The 12,537-nt window shown below is 61.9% G+C and carries 15 protein-coding genes; 9 read left to right on the forward strand and 6 right to left on the reverse strand.

The window, feature by feature from the left end; translation table 11 throughout:
- Window positions 1-17: 17 nt before the first annotated feature.
- Complete coding sequence (locus tag HYX42_RS05255; protein ID WP_293400578.1) at window positions 18-914, reverse strand: LysR family transcriptional regulator; 897 nt, start codon at window positions 912-914, stop codon at window positions 18-20.
- Window positions 915-1,039: 125 nt separating this feature from the next.
- Between HYX42_RS05255 and HYX42_RS05260 the strand changes: the two genes are divergently transcribed.
- Entirely contained in the window at window positions 1,040-1,789 is a 750-nt protein-coding gene (locus HYX42_RS05260; RefSeq protein WP_293400580.1) for an SDR family oxidoreductase, read from the forward strand.
- Window positions 1,790-1,801: 12 nt separating this feature from the next.
- Here the strand turns inward: HYX42_RS05260 and HYX42_RS05265 are convergent, their stop codons facing one another.
- On the reverse strand, window positions 1,802-2,227 hold the full coding sequence (locus tag HYX42_RS05265; RefSeq protein WP_293400582.1) for a DoxX family protein: 426 nt from the start codon (window positions 2,225-2,227) through the stop codon (window positions 1,802-1,804).
- Window positions 2,228-2,596: 369 nt separating this feature from the next.
- On the opposite strand from HYX42_RS05265, the gene HYX42_RS05270 reads away from it, so the two are divergent.
- Entirely contained in the window at window positions 2,597-3,097 is a 501-nt protein-coding gene (locus HYX42_RS05270) for a hypothetical protein (RefSeq protein WP_293400584.1), read from the forward strand.
- A 209-nt stretch (window positions 3,098-3,306) separates the two neighbouring features.
- On the forward strand, window positions 3,307-3,564 hold the full coding sequence (locus HYX42_RS05275; protein ID WP_293400586.1) for a hypothetical protein: 258 nt from the start codon (window positions 3,307-3,309) through the stop codon (window positions 3,562-3,564).
- Between the two features lie 97 nt (window positions 3,565-3,661).
- On the opposite strand, the gene HYX42_RS05280 is transcribed toward HYX42_RS05275, so the two are convergent.
- Window positions 3,662-4,255, reverse strand: coding sequence for a DUF1439 domain-containing protein (locus HYX42_RS05280; RefSeq protein WP_293400588.1), 594 nt, complete (start codon window positions 4,253-4,255; stop codon window positions 3,662-3,664).
- 182 nt (window positions 4,256-4,437) lie between these two features.
- Here HYX42_RS05280 and HYX42_RS05285 point away from each other — a divergent pair, with 182 nt between their 5' ends.
- The 6 genes from HYX42_RS05285 (at window position 4,438) to phnD (ending at window position 10,654) form a co-directional block, all read left to right on the forward strand.
- On the forward strand, window positions 4,438-5,694 hold the full coding sequence (locus HYX42_RS05285; protein ID WP_293400590.1) for a citrate/2-methylcitrate synthase: 1,257 nt from the start codon (window positions 4,438-4,440) through the stop codon (window positions 5,692-5,694).
- 329 nt (window positions 5,695-6,023) lie between these two features.
- Window positions 6,024-7,043: a tripartite tricarboxylate transporter substrate binding protein gene (locus HYX42_RS05290; protein WP_293400592.1), complete on the forward strand. Its 1,020-nt coding sequence runs from the start codon at window positions 6,024-6,026 to the stop codon at window positions 7,041-7,043.
- 37 nt (window positions 7,044-7,080) lie between these two features.
- Window positions 7,081-7,848 carry a class II aldolase/adducin family protein gene (locus HYX42_RS05295; RefSeq protein ID WP_293400594.1) on the forward strand — a complete coding sequence of 256 codons (768 nt, stop codon included), beginning with the start codon at window positions 7,081-7,083 and terminating at the stop codon, window positions 7,846-7,848.
- A gap of 16 nt (window positions 7,849-7,864) precedes the next feature.
- On the forward strand, window positions 7,865-8,797 hold the full coding sequence (locus HYX42_RS05300; RefSeq protein WP_293400596.1) for an ABC transporter substrate-binding protein: 933 nt from the start codon (window positions 7,865-7,867) through the stop codon (window positions 8,795-8,797).
- A gap of 5 nt (window positions 8,798-8,802) precedes the next feature.
- Window positions 8,803-9,732, forward strand: coding sequence for an ABC transporter substrate-binding protein (locus HYX42_RS05305; RefSeq protein ID WP_293400598.1), 930 nt, complete (start codon window positions 8,803-8,805; stop codon window positions 9,730-9,732).
- A 34-nt stretch (window positions 9,733-9,766) separates the two neighbouring features.
- Window positions 9,767-10,654: a phosphate/phosphite/phosphonate ABC transporter substrate-binding protein gene (gene phnD, locus HYX42_RS05310; RefSeq protein ID WP_293400600.1), complete on the forward strand. Its 888-nt coding sequence runs from the start codon at window positions 9,767-9,769 to the stop codon at window positions 10,652-10,654.
- A 263-nt stretch (window positions 10,655-10,917) separates the two neighbouring features.
- Here phnD and HYX42_RS05315 read toward each other — a convergent pair whose 3' ends face one another.
- The 3 genes from HYX42_RS05315 to HYX42_RS05325 form a co-directional block, all read right to left on the reverse strand.
- Window positions 10,918-11,169, reverse strand: coding sequence for a hypothetical protein (locus HYX42_RS05315; RefSeq protein ID WP_293400602.1), 252 nt, complete (start codon window positions 11,167-11,169; stop codon window positions 10,918-10,920).
- Between the two features lie 104 nt (window positions 11,170-11,273).
- Window positions 11,274-12,083, reverse strand: coding sequence for a tRNA-uridine aminocarboxypropyltransferase (locus HYX42_RS05320; protein ID WP_293400604.1), 810 nt, complete (start codon window positions 12,081-12,083; stop codon window positions 11,274-11,276).
- A gap of 24 nt (window positions 12,084-12,107) precedes the next feature.
- The gene (locus HYX42_RS05325; RefSeq protein ID WP_293400606.1) at window positions 12,108-12,485 is read right to left on the reverse strand and encodes a VOC family protein; all 378 of its coding nucleotides are present in this window, start codon (window positions 12,483-12,485) and stop codon (window positions 12,108-12,110) included.
- Window positions 12,486-12,537 lie beyond the last annotated feature (52 nt).

Below are 12,537 nucleotides of genomic sequence, written 5' to 3' on the forward strand. Positions count from 1 at the left end.
ATAACTTGCTCGCGATGTCAGCTTGCCCCGGCCATGACACTCGCCAGCCAGTCCACAAACACCCGCACTCTTGGCGACAGCTGGCGGTGGTGCGGGTAGAGCACAGACACCGGCAGCGGCGGCGGACGCCACTGGGGCAGCACTTCGCACAGGCTGCCGTCCTCCAGCCTGGGCGCGATGCTGTAGCGCGGCACCTGCACCAGGCCCAGCCCGGCTGCGCAGCAGGCGGCATAGGCGTCAGCGTGGCTGACCGTGACGGTTCCCTTGAGCTGTACGGTGCGCATCACGCCATCGACCAAAAACTCAAAAGGCAATATCTTGCCGCTGCGGTTGGAGATGAAGTTCACCGCGCGGTGCCTGCGCAGATCTTCAATGCTGATGGGCGTGCCGTTGGCCGCCAGGTACTCGCGGCTGGCGCAGGTCACCTGCTGCAGCTCGGCAATGCGTCGCGCCACCATGGTCGAGTCGCCGAGTTCGCCGGCGCGCATCACGCAGTCCACGCCCTCGCGCACCAGGTCTACATAGCGGTCGCCCATGCCGATTTCCAGCTCGATGCCGGGGTAGCGGCTGCAGAATTCGCCAATCACCGGCAATACGAAATGCCTGGCCTGTGTGCCCTGCAGGTCAACGCGCAGCTTGCCTTTGGGCTTGCTGCCGTCACCTGAAAAAACGGCCTCGGCTTCTTCAACATCGGCCAGCAGGCGCAGGCAGCGTTCGTAATAGGCTGCGCCATCCGGCGTGGGGCTGACGCTGCGGGTCGTGCGGTTCAGCAGGCGCGCGCCCAGGCGCTTTTCGAGCTGCTGCAGCGCATGGGTGACGGTGGCACGCGGCAGCTGCAGGTCGTCGGCCGCCTGGGTAAAGCTGCCCAGCTCGACGATGCGGGTGAACAGCCGCATGGCGTCAAACCTGTCCATGCTGGCGCTCCACAGGGACTTGTATTGTTTGCATTTGTTGAATAGTAATGTCCATTTAAGCCCATTTATCTTGAAACAAATAAACAGAACAATCAAGCCATTCCATTCAACACAAGGACTTTTCAATGACTTCCTCCCAAACCCCTCAAGTCGCCATCGTCACAGGCGCCTCTCGCGGCATAGGCGCGGCCATTGCGCAGCGGCTGGCCCAGGATGGCTATTCGGTTGTCGTCAACTATGCCGGCCGATCAGCGGAAGCGCAGACAGTCGTTAAAGCGATTGAAGCCGGTGGCGGCAAAGCCATTGCCGTGCAGGCCGATGTGGCAGATTCCGCTGCCGTCAAGAGCATGTTCGATGCAGCGGTCAAAGCATTTGGCCGCGTGGATGTGCTGGTGAACAACGCCGGCATCATGCCGTCCGGCCTGCCGCAACTGGGGGACACCGACGACGCCACCTTTGACCGCCTCTTTGCCGTCAACGTCAAGGGCACGTTCAACGCGCTGCGCGAGGCGGCGACCCGGCTCGAACACGGCGGCCGCATCGTCAACTTTTCAACCAGCGTGGTCGGCCTGGCCCTGCCGGGTTATGCCGTCTACGCGGCCACCAAGAGCGCGGTCGAAACCTTCACCAACATCATGGCCAAAGAGCTGCGCGGCAAAAATATCACCGTCAACGCCATCGCACCCGGCCCGACGGCCACGGCGCTCTTTCTTGATGGCAAAACGCCGGAGATGATTGAGCGCATGGCCAAAATGGCGCCGCTGGAGCGCCTGGGCACACCCGAAGACATCGCCAGCGCCGTCGCTTTCCTGGTGGGCAGGGACGCGGCCTGGGTCAACGGCCAGACCCTGCGCGCCAACGGCGGCCTGGTCTGAGGATCAGGCCTCTCAGGCCGTCTTGCGGCGCAGTTCGGCGAGGATGCTGATGACGATCAGCCCGCCGATGACGGTGATGTGCTCGAAGGCAAACATCTTTTCATGAAAGGCCTGCTCGCCGGTCATCTCCCAGAAGCGGTGCGCGATGAAGATGGTCAGTATGGTGAACACCGCCAGCGCGCCCGCGCCCAGCCAGGCCAGGCGGCTGCCCGAGATGATGAGCGCCGAGCCGCCCAGCTGCACGATGATGGTGGCAATCGCGTAGAGCGCAGGCGGGTTCAGGCCGAACATCGCCATCTCTTTTTGCGCATTGGCAAAGTCCGTCAGCTTGGCGATGCCGCTGCCCCAGAAGATGAAAGTGAGCAGCACGGCGCCCACGTAATAGAGCCAGCGCGTGTGCAGCAGGGACTCTATCGGTTTGCTGATGGATGTGAGCATGGTGATCCTCCGTATTGTTTTGAAGGCGGCAGTCTAAGCCCCGCGGCTACGGCAATCAAGGGCTGTCCCGCACGGGGGTTGCATTTTGGCGCACACCATTCGGGCAGGACAGGATTGCAAAACCTTCAGCAACCTTTTCAATCCTCTTCAAGCTGTCGCTGTACGGCGACAGGTTCTGCACCTTTGGAGGCGTCATTTAGCCAGCCAAAAGGCATAAGCAAATAAAGAAAGTGCACAGCCGCATCTAAATCGCAGCTTGTCTTCGAAACCTGGTGTGTTGCAGTCAACGATATGTGCAGTCCGGCGTTGAACACTGGTCACCCTGAATCAAGAGTGATTCATAACCAGTCAACATCCAAAGGATATTTCATGAACAAACTGCTTGCTACCCTGATCGCCACCCTGTTCGTCGGCGTTGTGTCCGCACAAACCCCAGCCCCGGCAGCAGCGCCTGCTGTTGCCGCTACCCCAGCAACTGCCAAGGCTGAAGTGAAGGCCGACAAGGCTGTTGCATCCGCTGTCAAGAGCGAAGCCAAGGTTGACGCCAAGGCCGACGCCAAGGTAGCAAAGGCTGAAAAAGCTGCTGCCGAAAAGAAGGCCAAGGCTGAAGCCAAAGCCGCCAAGGCCAAGGCAAAAGCTGATGCAAAAGCCGCCAAGGCTGACGCAGCTGACAAGGCCAAGGCAACTGCCAAGGCTGAAAAGACCGGCGCCAAGGCTGACGAAAAAGCAACCAAGACCGCAGTGAAAGCTGACGAAAAGGTTGGCGCAGCCAAGGTTGAAGCCACTGCCGACAAGGCAAAGGCCGCTGCTACCACCACTGCAGTCAAGGCAGAAGGCAAGGCTGACGTGAAGGCTGCTGGCTCCAAGTAAATCCAGCAGGGCTCACGCCCTCAAGCAAAAAGACAGGCCGCGGCCTGTCTTTTTTTATGCGCCTTTCAAAACTGGATGAACTGCGGGTTTGCACGCATAAGTGTTTTCACTGAGTGGCGGCAGGAAGGCCCCCATCTGGCCGCTAGAATTTCGGGTCGCCGTAAAAATGGCGATTCATATAGTCAGTCAATATCTCAAGGATTAAAAAAATGAACAAATTGCTCGCCTCCCTGATCGGCACCCTGTTTGTCGGCGCTTCTTTCGCACAAGCCCCAGCCGCCAAGGTTGAAGCCAAGGCCGATGCCAAGCCAGCTGCAGCAGCCGCCAAGCCAGCAGCATCCGCCGCAAAGGCCGACGCCAAGGTGGAAGCCAAGGCCGACGCCAAGCCAGCTGCAGCAGCCGCCAAGGTGGAAGCCAAGGCCGATGCCAAGCCAGTGGCAGCACCTGCCAAGGCCGCAAGCAAGTAATCACTGATCGGGCTGTGCATCAGCCCTTCAGCAAAAAAGACAGGCCATTGCCTGTCTTTTTTTATATCTGGAAGAAAACCTCCTCAACCTGTGCGGGTCAGGATGCCTGTGCGGGCTGCAGGGGTTGCGACAAAGGCTTGGGCGCAAAGCTGATGGCGATGCCCTGCGCCGTCACCGTGATCTTGTCAGGCTGCAGGCCCATGCCATCGGGCAGCGCGAGATCCGCCGGCTTGAGTTGATGCAGCACCACGTCCTGCAGCGATTGTTCGGCCAGTTGTGGGCCATAGGCAGAAAGCAGCGCGGCCACGCCGGGCGCCAGGTTGTCAAAGCGCAGTGCATTGACCTTCAATCGCGTCGCGCGTATGGACAGGTCTGATGGCTCAAACCGCAGGCCGAAATCAACGTCGAACATGCCCTTGTAGCTCTGGTTCAACGCCTGCCCGGCCAGGTCGACGGGGGTCTGCACACCCAGGCGGTTTTGCTCCGGCAGCATGCGCAGCTGCGGCGTTTGCAGTGTGATGTCAAACAGGTTGCGCGCCGGGTAATTGCGCGGAAACCGTTCGGCCACTGCCTGCTGGATTTTCTCTTTCGATATCTTGTACGCGGCCTGGGCGTGTGCGGGCAGGCATGCGTACGCTACTGCACCCAATGCCAGGCGGCTGGCTGAAACGATTAAAAGTCTGCGGTTCAAGGGGCACCTCCGGATGTCATGGCCATCTTTCCCAGATGGGGGCAAGCGCCGCTTTTGCAACAATGCTGCAGCAAGCCAGAGGCCGATGTACGTTCATAGTGTCGCTGAGACTTGATCAACCTTGATGCCCGATCAATGTCAGAACTGTTAACCTGCGCAAGTCTTGTAACAGGGGTATGACGATGGAGCCAGAGACAGACCGCGCTTATATGGGGGCCCCCGAGGCCCTGGCCTTTCTGGGTGTGCAGCACCAGACGCTATACGCGTATGTCAGCCGCGGCCTGGTGCGCAGCTTCAGGCAGCCCGGTAAAAAGAACAACCTTTACCTGCGTGAAGACGTCGAGCGCCTCAAGGCCAGGGCCGAGGTGCGCGCAGGCCAGGGTGCAATTGCTGCATCTGCCATGCAGTTCGGCGAGCCCATTGTGCCGACATCCATCACTGAAATCTCTCCCGAAGGCCCGCGCTATCGCGGCCTCATCGCGGTCGACCTCGCCGCGCGCCAGGTGTCGTTCGAATCCGTCGCCGAGCTGTTGTGGACGGGCCTCTCGCCCGACGAAGGCGTGCGCTGGGACGTGAAGCCGCTGCCTGCAGAAGTGCGCCGCCTGTGTGAATCGCTGGGCAAGGTCGGCACACGTGAGCAGTTCATGGAGGTCTTTGCGCTGATGGTGTTGACGCTGGGCATCTCGCGCGGCGGCGTGGCGCAGCGCCTGCGCAGCGGCAACACGCTGGATGCCGCCAAGCAGGTGTTGCAGGTGCTGGTCGGCTGCCTCGGCCTGCTGGCCGGCGAGCGCAGGTTCATGCCGCTGAAAGCTGGCGACAGCATGGTGCAGGGCGTGCTGCGCGCGCTGGGCGGCCACGTGAACGATGAAAACACGCGCGCCATCGAGGCCATTCTTGTGCTGCTGGCCGACCATGAACTGGCGCCTGCTTCATTCGCATCGCGGGTTGCTGCATCCAGCGGTTCGTCACTGCATGGCTGCCTCGTGTCTGCCATGTGTACGCACGCCGGTGTGAAGGTGGGGCACGTCTACGACCAGGCCGAGGTGTTTCTCGCCGGCGCACGCACGCGCGCCGCGCTGCTCAAGCGCGTGACAGAACTGCGCGACCAGGGCCGCAAGGTGCCCGGGTTTGCGCACCCGCTCTACCCCAAGGGTGACCCGCGTGCCGCATGCCTGTTGCGCATCGCTGCTGCGCGTTCGAAGCACAGCGTGCGCCTGCGTGAGTTCATGGCCTTTATAACCACCGCACGCACCGAACTCAATCTGCTGCCGCAGGTCGAACTGGTCGTCACAGCCCTGTGCAACGAGATGGGACTGCCGCGTGAAAGTGGCGGCGCACTGTTTGCCATTGCCCGCTCGGCCGGCTGGGTGGCGCACATTCTTGAGCAGCGCCTGTCGTCCATTTTGCTCAGGCCGCGTGCCAAGTTTGTGAACAGCTGACCAGGCGCGAGCTTCCGGGGCGGGGGCATGGATTGCGGATCAGGTCCGCAATGACAGCGGAGGGCGGTCGCATTGATTGCCCCAATCAATCATGACCTTCCCTAGTCCCGCCGGTACGACGGCCGGCGGGGCTTGGCCCTTTCTCCCCTGACAGTCCGGGCCGGGTTGCAGTTTTCCGGGTTCCACCGCGTTTCAGGTTGAGTATTCAATCAATCTTGATGAACCTTCGCCACACGCCTAGATTCACGCCATCGGCCAACGCGGCGCATCTCATTACCCACACTGATTACCCACACTGGCCGCCCAGACATACCAACAGGAGACAAATCTTGCCCTCACGCATTCATACCAAATCACCGCAATGCCCGCCGCGCCGTGCTTCATTGAAGATCACCGTCACCGCGCTGGCCCTTCTGGCGCTCACGTCATTTGCGCCTTCCGCAATGGCGCAGGCCTACCCCGCCAAGCCCGTGCGCATCGTGGTGCCGACAGGCGCGGGCGGGCCCGCCGACATCATGGCGCGAATCATTGCCGAGCGCCTCACCAAATCCTGGGGCCAGGCCGTCATCGTCGAGAACAAACCCGGTGCTTCGCAGATGCTGGGTGCCGATCTCGTCGCCAAGGCGGCGCCCGACGGCTACACCTTCATGCTGTCCAACGACGGTGCCATCGCCATCAACCAGTCGCTCTTCGCAAAGATGAGTTATGACCCGCTCAAGGACCTGCAACCCGTGGCCAAGCTGGTCACGTTGCCGCTGGTGCTGGTGGTACATCCCTCGGTTCAGGCCAAAAGCACGCAGGAGGTGATCGCGCTGGCAAAGACACAGCCAGGCAAGCTCAATTACGGCTCGGGCGGCAGCACCACACGCATGGCGGGTGAGCTCTTCAAGGGCATGACCAGTACCGACATCGTCCACGTGCCCTACAAGGGCAGCGGCCCCATGGTGATAGGCCTGCTCGGCAATGAGGTGCAACTGGCGTTCGACGGCATCACCACCTCGCTGCCGCAGATCAAGGGCGGCAAGCTGCGCGCCATCGCCGTCACCAGCCTGACGCGCGTGCCCACATTGCCTGACCTGCCCACTGTCGCCGAGTCCGGCGTGCCCGGCTTCGAGGCCGGCACCTGGCTGGCGCTGTTTGCCCCCGCTGGCGTGCCCAAGGAAGTGCAGGCCCGCGTCTATTCAGAGCTGACGCAGATCATGGCTCAGCCCGAACTGCGCACGCGCCTGCTCGACATGGGCCTCACGCCCGACCTTGCGCCGCCTGAAAAGTTTGCCACGCAGATCAGGGGCGATGTCGACAAATGGGCGCAGGTCATCAAGCGTGCGGGCATCACCGCAGACAACTGAAATTTGCCATTCCAATTCCAGAAAAGGACACCTACCAATGAACGCCCCCATCAAGAGCTCCGTCCTGCGCAAGGACTGCAGCGCGGCCGAATGGCAGGCCCGCATAGACCTCGCCGCATGCCACCGCCTCGTCACCTTCTACGGGTGGGACAACCTCATCTACAACCACATCGCCATGCGTGTGCCCGACCAGCCTGACTACTTCCTCTTCAAGCAGCACAAGGTGATGTTTGATGAAGTCACGGCCTCCAACCTGGTCAAGATACGCATCGACGGCGAGCAGCTCAATGAAGACCAGGGCGTCAACCCTGCTGGCTTTACCATCCACACCGCCGTGCTCAAGAACCGCCCTGACATCAACTGCACGCTGCATGTGCACAGCAAGGTCGGCATGGCCATGTCGGCGCACGCCAAAGGCATTCGCCCGATGACGCAGGGCGCCATGCGCTTTTACAACCGCATTGCGTACCACGATTACGAAGGCATTGCGACAGACATCAACGAAGCCGCACGCATCGCTGCCGACCTCGGCCCCAGGGCCAAGTCGATGATTCTTCGCAACCACGGCCTGCTGACCTCGGGCGACGACGCCAGCGAAGCCCTGACGCTGATGCGTTACCTGGTGGGTGCCTGCGAGACGCAGCTCATGCTCGAAGCCACAGGCGCAGAGATCATCGAACCGCCGCCAGAGGTGTGCGAGCACACCGCCGCGCAGTGGGAAAAGCATGACCGCAAGGGCGGCAAGGACGACTGGCCGGCCTACCTGCGCATTGCAGACCGCATCGACACCTCTTACCGCGACTAGGGCAGCAAGGCAGCCGATGAGCACAACGCTACGCGTGGGGATAGTCATCCCCGCATTCTTTTACGTACCTTATTGGGCGGCCGTCAAAAAAGGCTTTTATGCCGCGCGCGGGCTTGACGTGCAGATCAGCATGCTCAGCGGCATCGAGAACGTCACCGCGCAGCTGAAAGCCGGCGACATCGACATCGGCGTCGGCTCGCCCGAGCATGTGATTCACGACGTCGAGCGCGGCGGCGGCCTGTGCATCATTGGCGGCAACGTCAACCGCCTCACGCATTCGCTCATCGTGCAGCCCGGCATCAGCAAGCTCACAGACCTGCGCGGCAAAAAGCTGGGCGTGGCCACGGTCACCGCAGGCACCTCGTCACTCTTCATGGGCATTCTCGAAGAGCTGGGCCTGCATTACCCGGGTGACTTCGAGGTGGTCGAATGTGGCGCTGTGCCGCCGCGCCATGCGCTGCTGCTCAGCGGCGGCATAGACGCCGGCATGCAGACCGACCCGCACAACTACATGGCTGAAGACGCAGGCCTCACCAACCTCGGCCCGCTGTCGCAGTGGATTCCCGATTTCCAGTTCACCAGCATCAATGTGCGCAAGGCCTGGGCCGCTGGCCATGGGGCCGCGGTCACGCAGTTTCTTGAAGCCACGCTTGAAGGCTCGCGCTTTATGGTCGACCACAAAGACGAGGCAATCGACATTGCCGAAGAGCACATGAAGATCCCGCGCCGCTACCTTGAGCGCGCCTGGGCCGACCATGTCGGCGGTGCGGTCGCGCTTGACCTGCACCTCAACCGGGCAGGCCTTGCCACCGCCATCTCGCTGATACAGCGCGACCGCACCGGCAGCTTCACCATTGCCGATGATGCCGTGCCCGAGAAATATGTCGCCGGCAGCTATCTCAAAGATGCCCAGCGCGCGCAAGGCATTCCTGAAAACATTCTTTCCTGAACCACATGAAGAACACGTCCAGTCACTCGCCCAGGCACGCCCTTCATATAGGCCTGGTCTCAAAGACTTTTTATTACGCCCCGGTCTGGGCTGCGCTTGAGCAGGGTTACTTCGATGAAGAAGAACTGGGCGTCGACTTCTCATACACCGGCAGCGGTGTGCAGATCGAATCACTGCTGAACGGCAGCATGCACATCGCCATTGCGCCGCCGGAAGGCGTGCTGCAAAACGCCTATGCCGGCGGGCCGCTCCGCCTGATTGCCGGCAACTCGGGCAAGCTCAGCCACTGGCTCATGGCACGCCCCGAGATCAAGTCGATTGAAGACCTGCGCGGCCGCACCTTCGGCATATTGAACAAGGTTGAAGGCAGCTTCTTTCACTTCCAGGAACTGGCGGTGCAGCACAACATGCACTACCCCGGCGACTACGAAGTGCAGGACACCGGCGGCGCGCCCTCGCGCCACCACGCGCTGTTGGCGGGTACGCTTGACGCCGGTTTGCAGTCGGTGCCCTGGTGTTTTCTGGGTGAAGACCTGGGCCTGACCAAACTCGCCGACATCAGCGACTACGTGCCCGACTGGCAGTTCAACACCGTCAATGCCAACCTCCACTGGTGCCAGAAGAACCCCGCGCTCGCCACGGCCGCCCTGCGTGCGCTGCTGCGCGGCGTGCAGTGGACTTATGCCAACCGTGAAGAGTCGGCCCGCATCTGTGCGCGCCACATGGAGATTGATCTCAAGTACACGCTGCGCGCCTGGGATTACTTCACCTCGCTCGGCAAGCTGACCGAAGACATGCGCATCAATGTGCCTGGGCTTGAGAAAGTCATTGACGCCCAGATCAAGGCCGGCCTGCTGCCCGAAGATGCGCGTGGCCGCCAGCAGCGATATGTCGACCAGACCTGGCTGGACTGCGTGCAGCCCGTCATGTCGTAGCGCAACCATTCACAGCACAACAGGAGACATATAGATGCACCACACACTTCTCTCACGCACCCGCCGCAGCTTCGCCATCGCCACCTTGGGCCTTGCCGCCTTCATGGCCGCAGGCACTGCCAGCGCTGCAGACAAGCTGCGCTTTGTCACCGGCCCCTTCCGCGCCACCGAGGCCGAAACGCGCGCCGCCTGGGGCCCGCTCTTCAAATACCTGGGCGAACAGCTGGGCGTTGAATCAGAACTCACCATCCTCGACAACTGGAACAAGGTCAACGAGGCCATGGCCAAAGACCAGTACGACGCCGCATGGATGGGCGGCGCGGGCCGTTACGTCGTCGTGCGCGCGCAGGGTGGCGGCCCGGCCATTGCCACGGTGAAGGTGGCAGGCTCGCCGGTTTACCACGCGCTGTTTCTCGCCAGGCCCGGGCTGGAGGTGAAAGACTTCCCGCGCGGCGCCAAAGACATGTCGCTGTCCTTCACGCACGAGAACTCCACAACCGGCTGGCTGGTGCAGTACGCCTGGCTGGTCTCGCAGGGCATTGACCCCAAAACATATTTCAAATACACCGCCACCAACCAGCACGCCGACAACATCACCGGCCTGGCCAAAGGCGCGTTCGATCTCGCCACCGACAGCGACGCCAACCGCAACGCCATGATCGCCCGCGGCGCCGCCAAAGAATCTGAAAGCCGCATCATCTGGACCTCACCCGACGTGCCGCAAGACCCGATCTCCGTCCGCAACGGACTTGACCCCGCGCTCACCAAACGCCTGCTCGACGCGCTGGTCGGCATCGACGACACCAAAGCCAAAAGCATTCCCATGCCGCCCAACTACACCGGCTTTATGCCCACGAACGACGCCGCCTACAAGAGTGTGTACGACGCTTCGGTGCTGGTCGGGCGCATAAAGAAGCCCTGATACGGGCTGACCCCCGCCAGAACACTTCAGGGTGAAAATGTAAAGTCGACTTTACATTTTGGGCCTGCAGCCGCGCCAAAACCCGTTTTGAGGGCAAATTCAGGCTAAAAAAGGCCGTTTTTGAGGGGCTAAAACGGCTGAAGGCCAATAAATACGTGCGTGAGCAGCTACTGAATTAATAGCATTGGTGGGCATTTTCTTCACTCCCTCTCCCCTCGGGAGAGGGCGGGGGTGAGGGCATCCAGCCCGCAGCCAGCCGAAAACTACCTTCCCACCACCGACCAGCCCGCCTTCTGGTTGGTCTTGTCGTTCTCATATTCCCAGCGCGTGCCGCAGTTGTCGCAGCGGTACTTGGTGACAGACACCAGCCCTTGGCGGCGCTTTTCCTGCCGGTTCTCGCCCTGCACCAGCTCCGGGTGGCCAGGCGCCTTGCGCCAGTTGCGCTGTATGCCCGCGCAGCCGTCGCACAGTTCGCGTTTGGCTGGTTCGGGGGTTGAGGGCGTTTGCTGGGTCATGGCGGTCTTCTGGGTGTATGGGTTTGCCAGACTTCGGGCGAAGCGAGGCGGTGGGCCATTGTCGCTGCTGGCCTCCCCGGCTGCTATCCCGGTTTCCCGGGCTGTCATCCCGGACTTGATCCGGGATCCATCCCCTGCACCCCCACGCGCAGGCTGCGCAACAACTGGTGCGCCGCATCATCCAAATCCGCAGGTTGCTGGTTCTTCGCCTGCAGGTAGTGGTGGGTAAACACATCCAGGTAAGCCGCCAGCGTCTCGGCCACATGCACCTCACCCGCCAGCGCCATGCACAGCGCCGCCACTTCAGACGTGCAGAAGTGATCATCACGCCGGGAGCGGCGCAGCCGGTAGTTTGAAAGCTGCTCATTCTGCAGGCTGAGCACAGGCAGGTGGTCGAGGCAAGGACTCTTGCGAAACATCTTGCGCGCCTCGGGCCAGGTCGCGTCGAGCAACACAAACAGCGGCCGCTTGCCGCCTTTGGTCTTGTCGCCGGTGTCGGCCAGCAAGGTCTGCGTGATCACCCGCCCCTCGGCCAGCCCTTCCCCGGGGAAGACCACATAAGGCTGCCACTGCGGGTCAGCCAGCAAGGCAATCAGCGCAGGGTCAACCTCGGTGCGCGTCCAGCCAAAAGCAAAAGTGTCAGGCACCACATCAGCCACCAGCCATCCCGTGTTGCTGGGCTTGAGTGGCTCGATGTCAGCCATGAGCAGGCAGATGCCCGCGCGGGTCGCTAGCTGCGGACGCAGCTCGCACATGCAGTGCTCAGGTGGCAGCCGGCAGCCTGCGCAGCGTCCGCCCTTGGGGCCACCGCGTGCCAGGAAGGGCTTGGCGCTGCGTGCGATGCGCTCTGTGCGCAGGCGGCTGACCGCGTGAGGCGCGACCGCTGCTGGTGAGGTCAGAGCGTCAGCGTTCACGTCTTGCCCGGCACAAACCCACTTTCAGGCAGACCGGTGAATCGCGCAGAGCTTGTTGCCGTCGGGGTCGCGCAGGTAGGCGATGTAAAGCTTGCCAGCCGCGCCATCACGAAAACCCGGCGGGTCTTCGCAGGTCGTGCCGCCGTTGGCAACGCCCGCCGCATGAAAGGCATCCACCTGCGCGGTCGACTGCGCAGAAAACCCGAGGGTGCTGCCGTTGCCGTGGCATGCGGCCTCACCGTTGAGGGGTGTGGTGATGGCAAACGTGCCCGATGGGTTGCGGTAAAAAAAGCGGTTTCGGTTGGCAACACCTGGGCCATAACCCAAAGCGCCCAGCAGCGCGTCGTAAAACTTGCGGGAAGCCTCAAGGTCGTTCACACCGACCATTACATGATTGAACATTGTCTTTTGTCTCTGTTGGTTGCCCGGGTGGGCGGGAAGGGAGCCGGCAGTG

The sequence above is a fragment of the Polaromonas sp. genome (assembly GCF_016185115.1).
Lineage (GTDB): Bacteria > Pseudomonadota > Gammaproteobacteria > Burkholderiales > Burkholderiaceae_C > Polaromonas.

What these genes read in the sequence shown, in the direction of transcription:
- HYX42_RS05255 (WP_293400578.1), bottom strand. Translation starts at nt 914, where the DNA reads ATGGACAGGTTTGACGCCATGCGGCTGTTCACCCGCATCGTCGAGCTG.
- HYX42_RS05260 (WP_293400580.1), top strand. Translation starts at nt 1,040, where the DNA reads ATGACTTCCTCCCAAACCCCTCAAGTCGCCATCGTCACAGGCGCCTCT.
- HYX42_RS05265 (WP_293400582.1), bottom strand. Translation starts at nt 2,227, where the DNA reads ATGCTCACATCCATCAGCAAACCGATAGAGTCCCTGCTGCACACGCGC.
- HYX42_RS05270 (WP_293400584.1), top strand. Translation starts at nt 2,597, where the DNA reads ATGAACAAACTGCTTGCTACCCTGATCGCCACCCTGTTCGTCGGCGTT.
- HYX42_RS05275 (WP_293400586.1), top strand. Translation starts at nt 3,307, where the DNA reads ATGAACAAATTGCTCGCCTCCCTGATCGGCACCCTGTTTGTCGGCGCT.
- HYX42_RS05285 (WP_293400590.1), top strand. Translation starts at nt 4,438, where the DNA reads ATGGAGCCAGAGACAGACCGCGCTTATATGGGGGCCCCCGAGGCCCTG.
- HYX42_RS05295 (WP_293400594.1), top strand. Translation starts at nt 7,081, where the DNA reads ATGAACGCCCCCATCAAGAGCTCCGTCCTGCGCAAGGACTGCAGCGCG.
- HYX42_RS05300 (WP_293400596.1), top strand. Translation starts at nt 7,865, where the DNA reads ATGAGCACAACGCTACGCGTGGGGATAGTCATCCCCGCATTCTTTTAC.
- HYX42_RS05305 (WP_293400598.1), top strand. Translation starts at nt 8,803, where the DNA reads ATGAAGAACACGTCCAGTCACTCGCCCAGGCACGCCCTTCATATAGGC.
- phnD (WP_293400600.1), top strand. Translation starts at nt 9,767, where the DNA reads ATGCACCACACACTTCTCTCACGCACCCGCCGCAGCTTCGCCATCGCC.
- HYX42_RS05315 (WP_293400602.1), bottom strand. Translation starts at nt 11,169, where the DNA reads ATGACCCAGCAAACGCCCTCAACCCCCGAACCAGCCAAACGCGAACTG.
- HYX42_RS05325 (WP_293400606.1), bottom strand. Translation starts at nt 12,485, where the DNA reads ATGTTCAATCATGTAATGGTCGGTGTGAACGACCTTGAGGCTTCCCGC.